This is a genomic window from Agrococcus jejuensis, assembly GCF_007679035.1.
GTDB classification, from domain to species: domain Bacteria; phylum Actinomycetota; class Actinomycetes; order Actinomycetales; family Microbacteriaceae; genus Agrococcus; species Agrococcus jejuensis_A.
In genome coordinates, this window is record NZ_VEFR01000003.1 from 285,899 (window position 1) to 305,526 (window position 19,628).

Annotated in this window: 14 protein-coding genes; 9 read left to right on the forward strand and 5 right to left on the reverse strand. The window is 71.9% G+C overall.

Features of this window, described 5'->3' with window-relative positions; genetic code table 11:
- Positions 1–52 precede the first annotated feature (52 nt).
- Together FS793_RS11885 and FS793_RS11890 are read right to left on the reverse strand one after the other, a co-directional pair.
- Complete coding sequence (locus FS793_RS11885; RefSeq protein WP_260980137.1) at positions 53–937, reverse strand: ABC transporter permease; 885 nt, start codon at positions 935–937, stop codon at positions 53–55.
- On the reverse strand, positions 916–2,043 hold the full coding sequence (locus FS793_RS11890) for an ABC transporter substrate-binding protein (protein ID WP_144720714.1): 1,128 nt from the start codon (positions 2,041–2,043) through the stop codon (positions 916–918). The genes FS793_RS11885 and FS793_RS11890 overlap by 22 nt, the downstream gene beginning before the upstream one ends.
- A 208-nt stretch (positions 2,044–2,251) precedes the next feature.
- Between FS793_RS11890 and FS793_RS11895 the strand changes: the two genes are divergently transcribed.
- The 7 genes from FS793_RS11895 (at position 2,252) to FS793_RS11925 (ending at position 12,055) form a co-directional block, all read left to right on the forward strand.
- Positions 2,252–4,111 carry an ABC transporter ATP-binding protein gene (locus tag FS793_RS11895; RefSeq protein ID WP_144720715.1) on the forward strand — a complete coding sequence of 620 codons (1,860 nt, stop codon included), beginning with the start codon at positions 2,252–2,254 and terminating at the stop codon, positions 4,109–4,111.
- Between the two features lie 64 nt (positions 4,112–4,175).
- Positions 4,176–5,333 carry an ROK family transcriptional regulator gene (locus FS793_RS11900; protein ID WP_144720716.1) on the forward strand — a complete coding sequence of 386 codons (1,158 nt, stop codon included), beginning with the start codon at positions 4,176–4,178 and terminating at the stop codon, positions 5,331–5,333.
- Positions 5,334–5,501: 168 nt separating this feature from the next.
- A complete protein-coding gene (mmsA, locus tag FS793_RS11905) occupies positions 5,502–7,019 on the forward strand; it encodes a multiple monosaccharide ABC transporter ATP-binding protein (protein WP_186329482.1) in 1,518 nt (505 codons plus the stop codon).
- Between the two features lie 47 nt (positions 7,020–7,066).
- A complete protein-coding gene (mmsB, locus tag FS793_RS11910) occupies positions 7,067–8,287 on the forward strand; it encodes a multiple monosaccharide ABC transporter permease (protein ID WP_144720819.1) in 1,221 nt (406 codons plus the stop codon).
- Between the two features lie 25 nt (positions 8,288–8,312).
- Positions 8,313–9,407: a substrate-binding domain-containing protein gene (locus FS793_RS11915; protein ID WP_144720718.1), complete on the forward strand. Its 1,095-nt coding sequence runs from the start codon at positions 8,313–8,315 to the stop codon at positions 9,405–9,407.
- Positions 9,408–9,545: 138 nt separating this feature from the next.
- Positions 9,546–10,916 carry a cystathionine beta-synthase gene (locus FS793_RS11920; RefSeq protein ID WP_144720719.1) on the forward strand — a complete coding sequence of 457 codons (1,371 nt, stop codon included), beginning with the start codon at positions 9,546–9,548 and terminating at the stop codon, positions 10,914–10,916.
- The gene (locus FS793_RS11925; RefSeq protein WP_144720720.1) at positions 10,913–12,055 is read left to right on the forward strand and encodes a cystathionine gamma-synthase; all 1,143 of its coding nucleotides are present in this window, start codon (positions 10,913–10,915) and stop codon (positions 12,053–12,055) included. The genes FS793_RS11920 and FS793_RS11925 overlap by 4 nt, the downstream gene beginning before the upstream one ends.
- Before the next feature lie 66 nt (positions 12,056–12,121).
- Here the strand turns inward: FS793_RS11925 and FS793_RS11930 are convergent, their stop codons facing one another.
- Together FS793_RS11930 and FS793_RS11935 are read right to left on the reverse strand one after the other, a co-directional pair.
- Complete coding sequence (locus FS793_RS11930; protein ID WP_186329483.1) at positions 12,122–13,060, reverse strand: endonuclease domain-containing protein; 939 nt, start codon at positions 13,058–13,060, stop codon at positions 12,122–12,124.
- A gap of 135 nt (positions 13,061–13,195) precedes the next feature.
- Complete coding sequence (locus FS793_RS11935) at positions 13,196–14,542, reverse strand: MFS transporter (RefSeq protein WP_144720722.1); 1,347 nt, start codon at positions 14,540–14,542, stop codon at positions 13,196–13,198.
- Between the two features lie 192 nt (positions 14,543–14,734).
- Between FS793_RS11935 and FS793_RS11940 the strand changes: the two genes are divergently transcribed.
- Together FS793_RS11940 and FS793_RS11945 are read left to right on the forward strand one after the other, a co-directional pair.
- Positions 14,735–15,913, forward strand: coding sequence for an amidohydrolase (locus tag FS793_RS11940; RefSeq protein WP_144720723.1), 1,179 nt, complete (start codon positions 14,735–14,737; stop codon positions 15,911–15,913).
- Positions 15,910–17,139, forward strand: coding sequence for a multidrug effflux MFS transporter (locus tag FS793_RS11945; RefSeq protein WP_144720724.1), 1,230 nt, complete (start codon positions 15,910–15,912; stop codon positions 17,137–17,139). The genes FS793_RS11940 and FS793_RS11945 overlap by 4 nt, the downstream gene beginning before the upstream one ends.
- A gap of 81 nt (positions 17,140–17,220) precedes the next feature.
- Here the strand turns inward: FS793_RS11945 and FS793_RS11950 are convergent, their stop codons facing one another.
- Positions 17,221–19,500 (reverse strand): hypothetical protein, encoded by a 2,280-nt coding sequence (locus FS793_RS11950; protein ID WP_144720725.1) that lies wholly within the window; start codon positions 19,498–19,500, stop codon positions 17,221–17,223.
- Positions 19,501–19,628: the final 128 nt, after the last annotated feature.

A 19,628-nucleotide genomic window follows, 5' to 3' on the forward strand; every position in this document is an offset into this window, starting at 1 on the left:
CGCTGCCACCGCGCGCTGCTCGCTCGCGTCGGCGTCGCGAGGCTCGAGGCCATCATCGCTGCCACCGCTCCGTGCGCCGCTGCAGCAGGGAGTAGCCCCACATGAGCACGGTCATGATGAGGATCATCGCGAGGGCGAGCGCACCGGCGAGGCCCTCCTGGCCCAGCACGGTCTCCGACACGAGCGCGCCGCGGATCTGCAGCGTCACGATCTGCCCTCCCTGGCTGATGAGCGCCGCGGCGGTCGCGAACGACGAGAACGCGTTCGCGAACAGCAGCACGAGGCTGCCGAGGAACGCGGGAGCGAGGATGGGCCCGCCCACGTGCAGCCAGTAGCGGGCGCGCGTGCCGCCGAGCGACGCGTTCGCCTCCGCCCACTGCGCCCGCAGGCCGTCGACGGCCGGCATGAAGGTGATGACCATGAGGGGGATCTGGAAGTAGAGGTAGGGGAGGATCAGGCCGGGCACCTGGTACAGCCAGACGCCGCCCGAGTAGATGTCGATGCCGAGCGCATCCCGCATCCACACGGTCACGAGGCCCTGGATGCCGATGGTCGCGATGAACGCGAACGCGAGCATGACGCCGCCGAACTGGGCGAGCGTGCCGGATGCCGCGTCGACGATGCGGCGCACGAGGCTCGTGGGCGGCAGGCCCAGCAGGGCGAGGCACACGAGGGCGCCGACGGCGGCGCCGAGCGCCGCCGTGAGCGCGGACACCCAGATGGATGCCCAGATCGAGCCGAGCACGGTCGGCGAGAGGATCGCCGCGATCGCGTCGAGCGTGAGGCCGTCGTCGCCGACGAACGCGGAGCCGACCGCGATGGCCGTCGGGATGGCGAGGAAGCAGAGGGTGAGGAGCGCGAAGGGCGTGAGGCCGAGCGCGGTGCCGAGCAGCTGCCCGGCACCGCGTCCTCGGCCTACTGGATGGCGGTCGCCCACTGCTCGGCGACGAGCGCCGATGCAGCCTCGGCCTGCTCGGCCGTCAGCTGCACGAGGTCGGCCGGCGGGGTGCCGACGGCGTCGAGCGCGTCCTGGTCGACCGTGCCCTCGTCGATCATCGACTGGAGGCGCACCGGGAAGGCGCCGGCCTCGAGCCAGATGTTCTGCGCCTCGTCCGAGAACAGGAACTCCTGCCACAGGCGCGCCGCCGCGGGGTGCGGGGCGTCGGCGTTGATGGCCTGGTTGTAGTACGAGCCGAGCGCCTGGCCCTCGGGGATCCAGAGCTGCCAGTCGCGCTGGCCCTCGAGCGCGACCTGGTTCGCGGCCTCGATGTACGACCAGTTGATGACGACGGGCGTCTCGCCCGAGGCGACGGTCGCGTTCGTGGCGTTGAGCGGCAGGAAGTTGCCGGCGGCGGCGAGCTCGGCGAAGAAGTCGATGCCGGGCTGCATGTCGTCGGCGGAGCCGCCCGACTGGATGGCGGCGAGCTCGACGCCCGCGAGCGCGGCGCCGGCCTGCGTCGGGTCGCCGTTCAGCGCGACGGAGCCGCGGTACTCGTCGCCCAGCAGGTCCTCCCACGACTCGGGCGCAGGCACGGCGTCCGCGTCGTAGGCCACGGCCATGATGCCCGTGTAGTCGTTCACCCACAGGCCCTCGGGGTGCTTGTTCTCCCCGGGGATCGAGTCCCAGGTCTCGACCTGGTACGGCGCGAACATGTCCTCGTTCGCGAGCGCGACCGCGGGGCCGAGGTCGAAGACGTCGGGGGCCGTGTCCTGGCCTGCGAGGTCCTGCGCGGCCGTGATCTCCTCGGCGCTCGACGCCTCGGGGTTCGCCGACACGATCTCGATGTCGTAGGTCTCCTCGAACAGGTCCATGACGGCGCCGTAGTTGGCCCAGTCCTCGGGGAGGGCGATGACGTTGAGGGTGCCCTCGGCCTCGGCGGCCGCGACGAGGCCCTCCATGCCGCCGAAGTCCTCGGCGCTCGTGGTCGTCGACGCGTCGACGTCGGGAACCTCGGCGTCGGCCTCGGCCGACGACGAGCAGCCTGCGAGCGCGAGGGCCGCGATGGTGAACGCGGCGGGGGCTGCGAGGTGCTTGAGACGCATGGTGCTCCTTGGGTACCGGGCGCGGGGAGGCGCGCCTGGGGAACCGTGGCAGCGAGCGGTGTCGCGTCGGTGAACGCATCGTGGACGCTGAGCGACCCTCACCTTGCGGGGTGGCGCAGCCTGCTCCACGGCGGCGGCGCGCGGCGGGCGCGCTGCGCCTCGGGCGGACGCGGCGATCGCCGTGGGCGAGCGGGCGTAGCGTTGCCGCATGAGCATGATGGCCGGCGGCCCGCGCGGCGCCATGCGCGTGTCGGGTCGCGACGAGTCGGTGCAGCGGGCGCAGAACGCCGACGCGCCCCGCATCCCGAACCTCCTCGGCCGCATCATGGCGCTGTTCCGGCCGCATCGTCCCGCGATCGCGCTCACGATCGTGCTCGTGCTCGTCGTCGCGGCCATCGGGGTGTTCCCGCCGCTGCTGACGCAGCGCGTGTTCGACGACGCGCTCTTCCCCGAGTCGGGCGGCGTGCAGATGCGCCTGCTGCTCGCGCTCGTCGGCGGCATGGTGGCGCTGCTCGTCACGTCGAGTCTGCTCGGCATCTGGCAGACCTACCTCACCGCCCGCGTCGGCAACACGGTCATGGGCAGCCTGCGCACGCAGCTGTTCGACCATCTCCAGCGCATGGAGCTGGCCTTCTTCACCCGCACCAAGACCGGCGTCATCCAGTCGCGGCTGCAGAACGACGTCGGCGGGGTCGCGACGGTGCTGTCGAACACGGTGTCGTCGGTCGTCGGCAACACCGTGACCGTCATCTCGAGCCTCGTGACCATGCTCATCCTGTCGTGGCAGCTCACGATCGTCGCGGTGCTGCTCACGCCCCTCCTCGTCATCGCGCAGCGTCGCGTGGGCCAGGTCCGCGCCCGGATCGCCACGAAGACGCAGGAGTCGCTGTCGGAGATGACGTCGATCACGCAGGAGGCGCTGTCGGTGTCGGGCATCCTGCTCGCGAAGGTCTTCGGCAGGCAGCAGGACGAGTCGAGGCGCTACGCCGACGAGAACGGCAGGCAGATCGAGCTGCAGGTGCGGCAGCAGATGACGGGCCAGACGTTCTTCGCCGTCGTCTCCATCTTCATCTCGGTGATCCCCGCCGTCGTGTACGTCATCGCCGCGCTGCTCATCACGAACGACCTGCAGGCCGTGACCGCCGGCACGCTCGTCGCGTTCACGACCGTGCAGGCGCGCCTGCTCATGCCGCTCATGGGCCTGCTGCGCGTCGCGCTCGACCTGCAGACCTCCGGCGCGCTCTTCGCCCGCATCTTCGAGTACCTCGACCTGCGGCCGCAGATCGTCGATCGGCCGGATGCCGTGGAGGTGCCCGCCGACCGGCTCGGCGCGATCGCGTTCGAGGACGTCGTCTTCCGCTACCCCGACGCGCTGGAGTCGGAGCCGCCGACGCTCGACCACGTGTCGTTCGAGGTGGAGCCGGGCACCTTCGTCGCCTTCGTGGGCGCCTCGGGCGCGGGCAAGACGACGATCGGCTACCTCGTGCCGCGGCTCTACGAGGCGGCCGGCGGCGTCGTGCGATTCGCGGGCGTCGACGTGCGCGACCTCGACCATCGGTCGCTCACCGACGCCATCGGCATCGTGAGCCAGGACGCCTACCTCTTCCACGCGACGATCGCCGAGAACCTGCGCTACGCGATGCCGGATGCGACGGATGCGCAGCTCGAGGAGGCCGCGCGCGGCGCGAACATCCTCGACACGATCCGCTCGTTCCCGCTGGGCTTCGACACCGTCGTGGGGGAGCGCGGGTACCGGCTCTCCGGCGGCGAGCAGCAGCGCATCGCGATCGCACGCGTGCTGCTCAAGGATCCGGCGGTGCTCATCCTCGACGAGGCCACGAGCGCGCTCGACACCGTGTCGGAGCGGATCGTGCAGCAGGCGCTCGACGCCGCGTCGCGCGGCCGCACGGTCGTGGCGATCGCGCACCGCCTCTCGACGATCCGCGACGCCGACGTCATCGTCGTGCTCGACCACGGCAGGATCGTGGAGCGCGGCACCCATGACGAGCTGCTCGCGATGGGCGGCGCGTACGCGGCGCTGCACTCCGAGCAGCGCGCCAATGCCTGACGGCGAAGCGCGGTTTTGCGTTCACTAGTTGACAACAACGGCGCCCGCGGGCGACGATGGGCGCATGCAGCGACGCCCGGGATCCCAAGGCGCCCTGCGCGCGGCCAACGAGGCGCGCATCGCAGACGTGCTGCGCGACGCGCCGGCGACGCAGTCGGAGCTCGCCGAGCGCACGGGCCTCGCGAACGCGACGGTGTCGAACATCGTGCGCGACCTGCGCGACCGCGGGCTCGTCACGACCGGGCCGACGATCCACCAGGGCAGGCGCGCGACGCTGGTGACCATCGAGTCGGGCGCCGGCCCCGTCGTCGTGGGCGTCGACTTCGGCAGGCGCCACGTGCGCATCGCGGTCGCCCGCACCGACCTGCAGCCCATCGCCGAGCAGCATGTCGAGCTGCCGGCCGGGCACCACGCATCCGAGAGCCTCGCCGTCGCCGCCCACGCGGTGGCCGAGATGCTCGACGGCGCCGAGCTGCGCGAGGTCGCGGCGATGTGCGTCGGCGTGCCTGGCCCCTTCGACCTGCGCACGGGCACGATCGCGGGGCACACGATCCTGCCCGAGTGGGTCGGCGTCTCGCGCGATGCGATCTCGGAGGCCTTCGGCATGGCCGTCGAGGTGGGCAACGACGCCGACCTCGGCGCGACGGCGGAGCGCACGGTCGGTGCCCATCGCGGCGTCGACGACCTCATGTTCGTGAAGGTGGGCACGGGCATCGGCACGGGCCTCGTGCTCGGTGGGCGCCTGCATCGCGGCGCCATCGGCATCGCGGGCGAGCTCGGGCACGTGCAGGTGGATCCGCAGGGTCCGCTGTGCGTGTGCGGCAACCGCGGCTGCCTCGAGACGCTCGCGTCGGTGCGCGTCATGACGCAGGAGCTGTCGGCGGCGCTGCGCCGCCCGGTCTCGACGGCGGACATCGTGTCGTCGGCGCTCGCGGGCGACCCCGTCACCCGTCGCGTGATCGAGGACGCCGGCGTCGCGATCGGTCGCGCCGTCGCCAACGCCGCCAACCTGCTCGCTCCCGCGGTCGTCGTCGTGGGCGGACCGCTGTCGGAGGTCGGCGAGCTGCTGCTCGAGCCCGTGCGCGACGGCTTCCGCCGCTTCGCGATCCACGCCCTCGCGTCCTCCACCGACGTCGTCGCGACGTCGCTCGGCGAGCGCGCCGAGGTGCTGGGCGCGCTCGCGATCGCACGCGACGCGGCACGGTCTCCGGCACTCGTCTGACCGCGTCGTGACCGAATCGTTGCGTTCATGACGCGACAGAGTTGGCATCCACTGCGTTCACGACTTGACGACAAGGCGTGCCCGCTCGTATCGTGAGCCACGGTCCGCCGCCGGTGCTGGACCAGCGAGGGAGCGAGCGTGGAGCAGGCGAGGCCGACCATCCTGTCGATGCGCCACATCACCAAGGAGTTCCCGGGCGTGCGGGCGCTCGACGACGTGAGCCTCGAGGTCGCGACGGGCACGATCCACGCGATCTGCGGCGAGAACGGCGCGGGCAAGTCGACCCTCATGAAGGTGCTGTCGGGCGTGTACCCCCACGGCTCGTTCGACGGCGAGATCGTCTACCGGGGCGAGCGGGTGGCGTTCAGCCGCATCAACGACTCCGAGCGCGCCGGCATCGTGATCATCCACCAGGAGCTCGCGCTCATCCCCGAGCTCTCGATCGCCGAGAACATCTTCCTCGGCAACGAGCCCCGCGGCGTGCTCGGCATCGACTGGGACACCGTGCGCGGTCGCTCCCGCGAGCTGCTCGCACGCGTCGGCCTCGACGAGGACCCCGACACGCAGATCAAGAACATCGGCGTCGGCAAGCAGCAGCTCGTCGAGATCGCGAAGGCGCTCGAGAAGGACGTGCGGCTGCTCATCCTCGACGAGCCCACCGCCGCCCTCAACGAGGGCGACTCGCAGCACCTGCTCGACCTGCTCGTCGGCCTGCGCTCCAAGGGCGTCACGTCGATCATGATCAGCCACAAGCTCAACGAGATCGAGGCCGTCTCCGACGCCATCACGATCATCCGCGACGGCAAGGCCATCGAGACGCTCGACATCCGCGACGGCGCCGTCGACGAGGACCGCATCATCCGCGGCATGGTCGGCCGCACGCTCGGCAACCGCTTCCCCGACCGCGCAGGTCACGCCGGCGAGGTGTTCTTCGAGGTGCGCGACTGGACGGTGCAGCATCCCCTCACGGCCGAGCGCCTCGTCGCCAAGCAGTCGTCGTTCACGGTGCGCCGCGGCGAGGTCGTGGGCTTCGCCGGTCTCATGGGCGCCGGCCGCACCGAGCTCGCGATGAGCATCTTCGGACGCCAGTACGGCACGTGGCTCGGCGGCACCATCGTGAAGGACGGCAAGGAGATCCAGCTGCGCTCGGTCTCCGAGGCCATCGCCAACGGCATCGCCTACGTGAGCGAGGACCGCAAGGCCCTCGGCCTCAACCTGCTGGACTCCATCAAGCGGTCGATCGTGTCGGCCAAGCTCGGCAAGATCGCGCGCGGCGGCGTCGTCGACGCGCTCGCCGAGGCGAAGGTCGCCGAGGAGTACCGCCAGGCGCTGCGCATCAAGGCGCCCACGGTCGAGATGGGCGTCGACACGCTCTCCGGCGGCAACCAGCAGAAGGTCGTGCTGTCGAAGTGGATGTTCACCGACCCCGACCTGCTGATCCTCGACGAGCCGACGCGCGGCATCGACGTGGGTGCCAAGACCGAGATCTACCAGATCGTGCGCGAGCTCGCCGATGCGGGCAAGGGCGTGATCCTCATCTCCAGCGAGCTGCCGGAGCTGCTCGGGCTCGCAGACCGCATCTACACGATCTTCGAGGGTCGCATCACGGGCGAGATCCGCGCTGCCGACGCCGACCAGGAGACGCTCATGCGCCGCATGGCGCCGACGAAGGGTGACGCAGCATGACCAACGACGTGCAGGAGCGGCGAGGCTTCCGCGCCTCCGACCTCTCGATGCTGGCGGGCAAGAAGGGATCGCTGAAGGAGTTCGGCATCCTCGGCGCCCTCGTGGTCATCGTGGTGGCGTTCCAGATCGCGACCGAGGGGACGACGCTCTCGTCGAACAACCTCATCAACATCATCCAGTCGCAGTCGTACATCCTGATCCTCGCCGTCGGCATGGTGATGGTGATCATCGCCGGGCACATCGACCTCTCGGTCGGCTCCGTCGCCGCGTTCGTGGGCGTCGTCGTCGCGATCGCGATGAACGACTGGGGCCTGCCCTGGTTCGTCACGATCCTCATCGGCCTCGGCCTCGGCGTGCTCGTCGGCGCCTGGCAGGGCTTCTGGGTCGCGTTCATCGGCGTGCCGGCGTTCATCGTGACCCTCGCGGGCATGCTGATGTTCCGCGGTCTCAACCAGATCATCGGACAGTCGCGCGGCATCCCCGTCGACCGCGAGTTCGTGAACCTGCTGGCCGGCTACCTGCCAGAGGTCGGGCCCTTCACGGGCTACAACAACCTCACGCTGCTGCTGGGCGCCCTCGCCGTCGTCGCCGTGGTCGTGCTCGAGCTGCGAGGCCGCGCGAAGCGCGTGCGCCTGGGCGCCGCGGTGCCGCCGATGTGGGTCGCCGTCACGCGGCTCGCGCTCGTCGCCATCGTCATCATCGCCGCCGCGCTGCTCTTCGCGAGCGGCCGCGAGGGCACGAGCTTCCCCAACGCCGGCATCCTGTTCGTGCTCATCGCGCTGGCCTACGCCTTCGTGACGCGCAACACCTCGCTCGGCCGTCACGTCTACGCCGTCGGCGGCAACCGACGCGCCGCGGAGCTCTCGGGCGTCCGCTCGCGCTGGGTCGACTTCTTCGTCATGGCGAACATGTCGGTGCTGGCCTCCGTCGCAGGCATGCTGTGGATCGCCCGCGCGCAGGCCTCCGGTCCCGCCGACGGCGGCGGCTGGGAGCTCGACGCCATCGCGGCCGTGTTCATCGGCGGCGCAGCCGTCGCGGGTGGCATCGGCACCGTCGCAGGCTCCATCATCGGTGGCCTCGTCATGGCCGTGCTCACCAACGGACTCTTCGCCATCGGCGTCGGCTCCGACTGGATCCCCGTGATCAAGGGCCTCGTGCTGCTCATCGCGGTCGCGATCGACGTCATCAACAAGCAGCAGGGCCGCTTCTCGTTCATCGGCCTCATGCTCCGCGGCCTGCGCCGCGGCCGCTCCAACGACCTTTCCTGACGCACCACCCATACAAGGAGAACCCATGAAGAAGACCGCCATCGTGGCGCTCGCCGGCATCGCTGCCGTGACCGTCGCGCTCTCCGGCTGCGGCCGGACCGAGCCGGGCGCAGAGGGCGGCGACGACGCCGCCGGCTTCGCCGCAGACGCCTCCATCGGCGTCGCCCTGCCCGACCGCACCTCCGAGAACTGGGTGCTCGCGGGCGACCTCTTCGAGAACGGTCTCGAGGAGGCCGGCTTCGAGGGCGACGTGCAGTACGCAGGCTCGTCGAACGCCGTCGGCGACCAGCAGCAGCAGATCCAGCAGATGATCGACTCGGGCGTCGAGGTCATCGTGATCGGCGCCGCCGACACGAACCAGCTCGCCACCCAGCTCGAGGCTGCGGACGCTGCAGGCATCACCGTCATCGCCTACGACCGCCTCATCCAGAACTCCGACCTCGTCGACTACTACGTCGCGTTCGACAACTTCCACGTCGGCGAGCTGCAGGCGCAGTCGCTGCTCGAGGGTCTCGAGGAGAAGTTCCCCGGCGAGGAGCCGTGGAACGTCGAGCTGTTCTCGGGCTCGTCCGACGACTCGAACTCGGCCGTCTTCTTCGACGGCGCGATGAGCATCCTGCAGCCGGCGATCGACGACGGCACGATCAACGTCGTGTCGGGTCAGACCACCGTGCAGCAGACGGCGACCGAGGACTGGGCCGCTGAGAACGCCCAGAACCGCATGGACACGATCATCACGTCGTCGTACCAGGGCGTCGAGCTGCACGGCGTGCTCTCGCCGAACGACAACCTGGCCCGCGCGATCATCGCGTCGGCCACGGGTGCCGGCTTCCCCGTCCCGGTCGTGACCGGCCAGGACTCCGAGGTCGCCTCGGTCGAGTCGATCGTCGCAGGCGAGCAGTACTCGACGATCTACAAGGACACGCGCGCCCTCGTCGCCGCGGCCATCGACATGGTCTCGGAGCTGCAGGCGGGCGAGGAGGTCACCACGACCGGCGAGTCCGACAACGGCGCCGTCGAGGTTCCCGCGAACCTGCTGGAGCCCGTCATCGTCACGCAGGAGAACGCCGCAGAGGCGTACGCCGAGAACCCGGACCTCGAGCCGCTCACGCAGCCGTAGTCCATCCATCCACGCCGGCGGGCGGCTCCTCCCTCGGGAGGGGTCGCCCGCCGTCGTCATGCGGCGTCGCGGCAGCCTCCGGCGGCCGTCACGCGCCCTCGCCGCGCGGTAGCGTGGACCGGCCACGGAAGGGGAGCGATGCGCTTCGCAGAGACCATCCTCGAGACCATCGGGGACACGCCGCTCGTGCGGCTCAACCACGTCACCGACGGCATCGCCGCGACGGTGCTCGCGAAGGTCGAGTTCCTCAACCCGGGCGGATCGGTGAAGGACCGCATCGCGCAGTCGATGATCGACGACGCCGAGCGCCGCGGCGTGCTGCAGCCTGGCGGCACCATCGTCGAGCCGACGAGCGGCAACACGGGCGTGGGGCTCGCGCTCGTGGCCCAGCAGCGCGGCTACCGCTGCATCTTCGTCTGCCCCGACAAGGTCTCCGAGGACAAGCGCGCGACGTTGCGCGCGTACGGCGCCGAGGTCGTCGTCACGCCGACGGCCGTCGCGCCCGACAGCCCCGAGTCGTACTACGGCGTCGCGAACCGCATCACCGCCGAGGTCGAGGGCGCGTTCCAGCCGAACCAGTTCTTCAACCCCGCGGCGCCCGCCGCCCACGAGGCGACGACCGGCCCCGAGATCTGGCGCGACACCGACGGCCGCGTCACGCACCTGGTCGCCGGCGTCGGCACGGGTGGCACCATCACCGGCACGGCGCGCTTCCTCAAGGGCGCCTCGGACGGCGCCGTGCGCGTCGTCGGCGCCGACCCGCTCGGCTCCATCTACTCCGGCGGCACGGGCCGTCCGTACCTCGTCGAGGGCGTCGGCGAGGACATGATGCCCGGCAACTACGACCCGTCGGTCATCGACGAGGTCGTCGCGGTCGACGACGCGGCATCGTTCGCCATGACGCGGCGCCTCGCCCGCGAGGAGGGCCTGCTGGTGGGCGGCTCGAGCGGCATGGCCGTCGTCGTCGCGCTCGACGTCGCACGCGACCTGCCCGCCGACGCCGTCGTCGTCGTGATCCTGCCGGACTCCGGCCGCGGCTACCTGCAGAAGGTGTACTCGGACGCGTGGATGCGCGCGCACGGGTTCGCGGATCCCGCCGAGGGCACGACGGTGCGCGACGTGCTCACCGCCAAGGGCGGCGCCGCACCGGCGCTCGTGCACGCGCATCCCACCGACACCGTGCACGACGCGATCGAGATCATGCACGAGTTCGGCGTGAGCCAGCTGCCCGTGCTGCGCGCCGAGCCGCCCGTCGTGCTCGGCGAGGTCGCCGGCTCGGTCGACGAGCGGCAGCTGCTCGACGCCGTCTTCACCGGCGGCGCCCGCCTCGGCGACTCCGTGGGCGACCACATGGGCCCGCAGCTGCCGCGCATCGGCGCGGGGGAGTCGGCCGACGACCTGCGCGACGCGCTCGCCGAGGCCGACGCGATCCTCGTGCTCGACGAGGCGCGCCCCATCGGCGTCGTCACGCGCGCCGACCTGCTGACGTACCTCGCGAAGGAGGCATGATGACCGGGTTCTCGACGAGGGCCATCCACGACGGCCAGCCGTTCGACCCCCGCACCGGTGCGGTCGTGCCACCGGTCTTCCTGTCGTCGACGTTCGTGCAGACGCACGTCGGCGGCTTCCGCGACGGCTACGAGTACGCCCGCGGCGGCAACCCGTCGCGCGACCAGCTGCAGGAGCAGCTCGCGTCGCTCGAGGGCGGCACCCACGCGTACGCGTTCGGCTCGGGGCTCGCGGCCGAGGACTCGCTGCTGCGCGCCGTGCTGCACCCCGGCGATCACATCCTCATGGCGAACGACGTCTACGGCGGCACGCACCGCCTCGTCGACCAGGTGTGGGCGCCCTGGGGCATCGAGCTGTCGACCACGGACTTCGCCGACCTCGACGCCGTGCGCGCGGCGATCCGGCCGACGACGAAGGTGCTGTGGGTCGAGACGCCGTCGAACCCGCTCATGAAGATCACCGACCTCGCCGCGCTGGCCGAGCTCGGCCACGCCGCCGGGGCCCTCGTCGTCGCCGACAACACGTTCGCGTCGCCGTTCCTGCAGCAGCCGCTCGCGCTCGGCGCCGACGTCGTCGTGCACTCGACCACGAAGTACGTCGGCGGGCACTCCGACCTCGTCGGCGGCGCCGTCGTGACGGCGGATGCCGAGCTGGCGGAGCGCGTCGGCTTCATGCAGTTCGCCGTCGGAGCGATCAACTCGCCGTTCGACGCGTGGCTCACGACCCGCTCGCTCAAGACGCTCGCGGTGCGCATGGAGCGCCACTCGTCGAACGCGCAGGCGGTCGCCGAGGCGCTCGTGGGGCACCCGGCGCTCGAGGCCGTGCACTACCCGGGCCTGCCGACGCATCCCGGCCACGAGATCGCGGCGCGGCAGATGTCGGGCTTCGGCGGCATGGTGTCGATCCAGGTGCGCGGAGGCGCGGACGAGGCGCTCGAGATCGTGCGCCGCACGGAGCTGTTCCAGCTCGCGGAGTCGCTCGGCGGCGTCGAGTCCCTCATCTGCTACCCGTCCGAGATGACGCACGCCTCGGTGAAGGGCACGGAGCTCGCGGTCCCGACGAACCTCCTCCGCCTGTCGGTCGGCATCGAGGACGCCGACGACCTCATCGCCGACATCACCACCGCCCTCACCCCCTGACGCGTCCCTTCCCACCAACTTTCTGAGGTTTTCGGCCCTTTCTGACATCAGAAAGGGCCGAAAACCTCAGAACTCTGGACGGATGGGGTCGGGCGGGCGTGTGGAGAGCAATGCGCGGACCGTGGCCGCAAGGGTCTCGGGGCGCTCGAGCGTGGTGCGCGTGACGCGCACGACGCGCCATCCGGCGGCGTGGAGTCGCTCGGTGCGCGCCACGTCGCGTTGCCACTGGGCGCGGACGGTGCGGTGGCCGTCGCCGTCGTACTCGATGGCGACGCGCTCGTCGCGGTAGAGCAGGTCGGCGCGGGCGATCAGCTCGCCCGCGTCCCAGATCTCGCCGTTGACCTCCGGCTCGGGCAGGCCGTGGTCGATGAGCGCGAGGCGAGTCGGCGTCTCCATGGGCGACTCGACGCCGAGTCGGACCAACGGTTGCGCGAGGCGCAGGCGTCCGATGCCGTGCATGCTCGCCCAATCGCCGACCGCCCGCTCCAGCTCCTCGCACGTCGCCATGGGGCGTGGTCCGCGGAGACCCGGGTAGTTGTCGGCAGCCGAGACGAGGGCATCGCCCACCACGACGAGCGACGGCACGTCGAGCACTCGCCCGAGCAGGAGCCAGGTCAGCACCGGGTCGGTCACCGGCACGCCGCCGATCATCGTCGATCGGATGCGCTCGGCGGCGATCGCGCGACTCGTGACGCCCCGGGTCGAGGGGCGATAGGCGCCGTCGGGAACGAGCACCTGGATGCCTCCGGGAGCCCCGGCTGGCAGGGGCAAGCCGTGAAGCCTCGCAGCCGACGCCTCGCTCACGAGCTGGCCGGCGCGCAACCGCGGCGCGTACATCTGCGCGAGCTCCAGCGCATCCACCGGTGCCTCGAGTGCTCGCACGCCCCAGAATGGCCGCTGCAGCGAACGGTTTCGAAGTGCCTTCTGGGATACCCCGGCTCTCATGGCGGCACCCACGCCGACCGCCTTGGGCTCGTCGAGCTCCGGCATCTCGTCCTGTCGCATGGCTGCAGGATGCACGTCCAAGCCTCGCCGAGCGCACGAATCCATCGCCCTGTGGATGGCGTCGACCTGTGGACGAGGACGTTGTGAGGTTTTCGGCCCTTTCTGATGTCAGAAAGGGCCGAAAACCTCACAAAGTCAGGCGAGGGGCTTGCCGCGCTGCTCGGGGAGGAGAGCGAAGGCGGCGATCGCCGCGACCGCGAACGCCGTCGCGAAGACCGCGAACAGCAGGGGCGTGCCGCCGAGGGCGACGAGGGGCGTGACGATGAGCGGGGCGATGATCGACGCGATGCGGCCGAAGCCCGCTGCGGCGCCCGTGCCCGTGCCGCGCACCGACGTCGGGTAGAGCTCGGGCCCGATCGCGTACAGCGCGCCCCACGCGCCGAGGTTGCAGAACGACAGCGCGCAGCCCGCGGCGATGATCTGCCAGTCGGCGGATGCGAGGCCGTACGCGACGGCAGCGACGGCAGAGCCCGCCAGGAAGATCGCAAGGGTCGACCGCCGTCCGATGACCTCGATGAGCCAGGCCGCGACGGCGTAGCCGGGCAGCTGCGCGAGGGTGATGATCAGCGTGAACTGGAACGAGCGCACGAGGTCGAACCCCTGCGCGACGAGCAGCGACGGGATCCAGATGAACGCGCCGTAGTACGACAGGTTGATGCAGAACCAGACGATCCACAGCCCGGCGGTGCGACGGCGCACGGCCGGGCTCCAGATCGACTGCGCCGAGTCCGCCTCGACGCCGGCGAGCACGCGCGGGGTCGCGGGCGGCAGCTCGGTGCGGGCGTCGCCGGCGGCGGCCTCGAACTCGCGCACGATGCGCTCCGCCTCGTCGTGGCGTCCCTTCGCCTCGAGGAACCGCACCGACTCGGGCAGTCCCATGCGCACGACGACGGCGTAGAGCGTGGGCACGATGCCCACCGCGAGGGCCCAGCGCCAGCCGTCGTCGGAGAGCGGGATGATGAACGCGCCGATCGCCGCCGCGGCGATCCAGCCGACGGCCCAGAACGACTCGAGCCACACGACGACGCGACCGCGGATGCGGCGGGGTGCGAACTCCGACACGAGCGTGGATGCGACGGGCAGCTCGGCGCCGAGCCCGAGCCCGATGACGAACCGCAGCGCGATGAGCATCGCGACGCCGGTCGAGAGCGCGGCCGCGCCCGTGGCGATGCCGTAGATCAGCAGCGTGATCGCGAACACCTGGCGGCGGCCGAGACGGTCGGCGACGAGCCCGCCGAGCGTCGCGCCGATCGCCATGCCGACGAAGCCGATCGATCCGATCCAGCCGAGCGTCGTGCCGTCGAGCTGCCACTGCACGGCGAGGGCTGCCATGACGAACGAGATGAGGCCGACGTCCATGGCGTCGAGCGCCCAGCCGATGCCCGACCCGACGAGCAGGCGGCCGTGCTTGCTGGTGAACGGCAGCCGGTCGAGCCGCTCCGTGCGGGTGTACGCGCTCGTGGAAGCGGGTGCGTCGGGCATGCCGAGGCCTGTCTGTGCGGGCGCCGGCGGGCGGTGGCGGCGCGACCGATCAAGGGATGCGACCACAGTAGTCGCGCCCGCGCGTCGACGCCCGCTCGATGGGTCGGCACCGAAGGGGGCACCGGCAGGGCCGCGCTCGGCGTCGGTGGACGGTCGTAGGCTGGATGCACCGCCACGGAACTTGGAGAGAGCATGCTGCGCGCCGTCGTCAACGCCCACGTCATCCCGGTGGAGGGCGACCCGTTCGACGGCACGATCCTCATCCGAGACGGCCGCATCGAGGCGCTCGGCGCCGACGTCGAGGTGCCCGAGGGCGCCGAGACGCTCGACGTGGCCGGCGCGCAGGTGACGCCGGGCCTCGTGGATGCGCACGTGCACCTGGGCGTGCACCCCGAGGGCGACGGTGGCGCGGCGAGCGACACGAACGAGATGACGGGCGTCAACCAGGCGGCCGTGCGCACGATCGACGCGATCGACCCGTTCGACGAGGGCTTCGACGTCGCGCTCGCAGGTGGCGTCACGACCGTGAACGTCAACCCGGGCTCCGGCAACCCCATCGGCGGCCTCGCGACGACGCTGCACACGCACGGTCGCATCGTCGACCACATGGTGCTGCGCGAGCCCGCCGGCCTGAAGTCGGCGCTCGGCGAGAACCCGAAGCGCGTGTACGGCGAGCGCAAGCAGACGCCCTCGACGCGCCTGGGCACCGCGAAGGTCATCCGCGAGGCGTTCGTCGCGGCGCAGAACTACCTGCGCAAGCACGCGGACCCCGACTCCAACGCCGACGTCGACCTCACGCACGAGGCGATCGCCAAGGTGCTGCGTCGCGAGATCCCGTGGCGCCAGCACGCGCACCGCGCCGACGACATCGTGACGGCCGTGCGCATCGCCGAGGAGTTCGGCTACGACCTCGTCATCGACCACGGCACCGAGGCGCACGTCGTCGCCGACCTGCTCGCCGAGAAGGGCATCCCCGTGCTCATCGGCCCGCTCTTCACGACGAAGTCGAAGATGGAGCTGCGCGGCCGCTCGATCGCGAACCCCGGCAGGCTCGCCAAGGCGGGCGTCGAGATCTCGATCATCACCGACCACCCCGTCATCCCCATCTCGTTCCTCGTGCACCAGGCGTCGCTCGCGGTGCGCGAGGGCCTCGACCGCGAGACGGCGCTGCGCTCGATCACGATCAACCCGGCGAAGGTGCTCGGGGTCGCGGGCGAGGTGGGCTCGCTCGAGGTCGGCAAGCGCGCCGACGTCGTCGTGTGGGACGGCGACTGGATGGACCCCATGGCCCGCCCCTCGCTCGTGCTCATCGACGGCGCGGAGGTGTACCGTCGCGAGGACGGCGTCGAGACGATCGCGCCGCGCTCGTGACGGCGGTCACGCAGCATCCCGGCGACCTGCTCACGCGCCGCAGGCGCGTCGCGACGATCGTCGTGCTGGGCCTGCTCACGGCGCTCGGTCCGTTCACGATCGACCTCTACCTGCCCGCATTCCCCGTGCTCGCCGACGACCTCGGCGCCACGGATGGGCAGGTGCAGCTGACGCTCGCCGCGACGACGCTCGGCTTCGCGCTCGGCCAGCTCGTGCTGGGCCCGCTGAGCGACCGCGTCGGCAGGCGCTGGCCGCTCGTCGCCACCTCGACGCTGCACGTGCTCACGTCGATCGCGATCGCGGTGGCGCCGAACGTCGAGATGCTCACGGTGCTGCGCGTGCTGCAGGGCCTCGGCGCTGCAGGCGGCGCGGTCGTGGCGATGGCGATGGTGCGCGACCTCTTCTCGGGTCGCTCGCTCGTGGTCTACCTGTCGCGCCTCGCGCTCATCATGGGGCTTGCGCCCATCCTCGCCCCGGTCATCGGCTCGTGGCTGCTCGGGGTCACGCAGTGGCGCGGCATCTTCTGGGTGCTCGCGCTGTACGGCGCGGTCGTGATCCTGCTCGTCGCGACGCTGCTGCGCGAGACGCTGCCGCCCGAGCGCAGGCTGCGGATGGGGGCGGGCACGCTGGGCAGCTACCGCCGCGTGCTCGGCGATCGCCGCTTCGTGGGCGTCGCGATCATCGGCTCGTCGGGATTCGCAGGCATCTTCTCGTACCTGTCGACGTCGCCGCTGCTGCTGCAGGAGGTCTACGGGCTGAGCGCGACCGAGTTCGGCGCCGTGTTCGCGGTGTGCTCGGTGGGCGTGTTCATCGGCGTGCAGACGTCGTCGCGGCTGGCGACGCGCATCGGCCCGCAGTGGGTGCTCGCAGGCTCCACGGCCGGCATGGTGGCCGCGGCCATCCTCATGCTCGTGCTCGACCGCTCGGGCTTCGGCCTCGCGGGCTTCATCCCCGCCATGGTCATGTTCACGCTGTCGTTCGGCCTCACGATGCCGTGCGTGCAGGTGCTCGCGCTCGTCGAGCACGGCAGCGAGGCCGGCACCGCGGCGTCGCTCATCGGCGCGTCGAACATGCTGCTCGCGAGCGTCGTCGGCGGCGTCATCGGCAACTTCGCGGTGCAGGATGCGGTGCCGATGGGTGCCGTGATGCTGGGCGGCGGCCTGCTGGCGACGCTGTCGCTGTGGGTGCTCGTGCGGCCGCGCACCGTGCCCGCGCTCGCGGACTGACGCGACCGGGCCGCGGCGCCCGCATCCGCCACGCACGAGGCGCCCTCGACCGAGCAGGTCGCGGGCGCCTCGTGCGTGAGGTCAGCGGCTGACGGCGAGCGCCGAGCGCTCGGGCACGCCGAGCTCGGCCATCACGGCACGCGAGCGCGAGCGCACGGTGCCGAGCGGCAGGTCGAGCAGCTGCGAGATCTGCAGGTCGGTGAGGCCCGCGGCGGCGAGGCCGAGGATGTCGCGGTCGATCCATGAGCGGCTGCCGCGCAGCGCACGGCGCGAGGCGACGAGGCTCGTCTCGAGGTCGTCGGCCAGTCGTGCTGCGGCCGTGTCGCCCCCGAGCGCCGCGGCGACGTCGAGCAGGCGCCGCGTGAGCGCTGCGTGGCGTGCCGAGACGATGCCGGATGCGGCGTGCACGAGCATGCCCGCGTCACGGTGGCGGGCGGCGGTCGCGAGCACGTGGAGCGCGCGCAGCACGGGCGTGAGGAGGCGCACGTCGATGTCCGACAGGTCGGGCACGGTGTCGCCGAGGCGCGCGTGGAGCGCTGCAGCGGCGATGCGGAGCGGCACGTGGGCGGGCACCCCGGCGTCGGCGAGCGCTGCGCAGCGGCCGAGGGTCGCACGGGCGGCCTCGCCGTCCACGTGCTCGGCGGCGGCGACGATCTCGGCGACGTGGCCGGAGACGACGAGCAGCGTGGCGCCGGCGGCGTCGCGCACCGCCTCGGGACCGTGGTGCAGCGCGTCGGTCGCGGCGATCGCGAGCTGCCTGGGCGCCTCGTCGGGCAGGTCGAGCAGCATCGACTCGGCGACGTGCGCGTGCTCGGGCAGGCCGTCCTCGGCGACGCGGGAGATGAGCGCGAAGGCGATGGCGGCGGAGTCGTCGGTCGTCGCTGCGATCTCGACGATGCGGTCGAGCGCGGTGTCGAGCAGCGGCAGGGGCGGCAGCGCGACGGCGCGGGCAGCCATGCGCGTCTCGGCGATGGCGCGCCCGGCGGCCGACAGCATCGTGCGCGTCCAGTCCTGCACGTGGCCGACGATGCCGTGCACGCCGTCGGCCGCCGCGATGACGCCACGGGCGTCGCCACGGAAGGCGGCGTCGGCGGCGAGGAGGCCGTAGGCGCGCACGCTCACGAGCGGGTCGCCACCCGCGAGAGCGGCCTGCGCGGCGAGGGCGACGGTGGCGTGGTCGCCGGCCTCGAGCGCGGCCTGCGCCCGGGCGAGCTCGCCGATGCGCCGGAGTCGCGCGCCGAACTCGGCGTGCGGTGGCAGCAGGTCGACGAGGTCGCTGCCGACCGACTCGGGCGCGAGCACGGATGCCGTGATCGTGAAGGCGACGAGCCTGGTCGAGAAGTCGTCGAAGCCGGCGACGTGCGCGTCGCGGATGAGCGGGGCGGCGACGGCGGTCTCGCCTGCGGAGATCGCGGCGAGCATCGTCGGCAGCGTCTCGGGGTCGAGCGTCGTCGCGATCGATGCGGCATCGCGTGCGCAGCTCGCGAGGCTGCGGCCCACGAGCGTGCAGGCGGCGATCGCGGCGATGCGCGCGCGGATGGCGGGGGAGGTGCTGAGCCTGCCCGCCTCGATCGCGCGGTGCGCGGCGATGTACTCGCTCACGGTGGCGGCGTCGCGGCGCGACCAGCCGTCGGCGATGTCGGCGAGGATCGCGAGGCTGCGGTCGTCGGGACGCTGCGTGAGCGGCGTGCGCAGGATCGCGGGGACGACGAGCGCCCCGGCGACCTCGTCGACGATGCCGACGTGCAGCAGGGCGTCGACGGCCTCCTGGCCGAGGTGGTCGACGGCGCGGGTCACGCGGATGCCGTGGATGGCGGCGATGGTCTCGGCGGCGCCGCGCAGCTCGGGCTCGAGCGCCCGCACGATCGCGGCGGCTGCGGCGCCGGCGCGACGGGGTCGGTCGGGACGGAGGCGGTCGTCGAGCAGCGCTGCGGCGAGCAGCGGGTAGCCGCGCGACTGCGCGTGGATGAGGCTGCGGCCGATGGCGCCGAGCCAGTCGGGACGCAGGCCCGCGCGCGCGAGGCGGTCGTCGGCGAGGCGGTCGAACTGCCTGCGGGTGAGGCGGCCGAGGCGCACGACCATCACGGAGCACTCGTCGGGCTCGGGCAGCGTCACGGTGCGGCGCGTGTCGAGCGAGTCGTCGTCGGAGAGCACCGTCTGGGTGTCGCCGCCCGGGCCGGCGCTGCGCATCGGGAGGAAGGCGATGCTGCCCGATCCCGGGGTGCGCAGCCTCGTGTGCGTGACGCGTCGGCGCACGGCCTCCGAGCCGAGCAGCGGGTGCCCGACGAGCACGACGCGCCTGCCGGCGTCGACCGCCTCGAGGATCCGCGTGCAGTCGTCGTGGCGTCCGAGTGGGTCCACCGTGCGCATAGCTGCTCCCGTCACCTGCGCTCGCTTCGACGAGGATCGACCGGTCGGCGTCTGGGTCGGTGACGCGTCGGATCGGGGCCTCGCCGTCGAAGAATCTTCGACTTCTCGGAGGATACCCC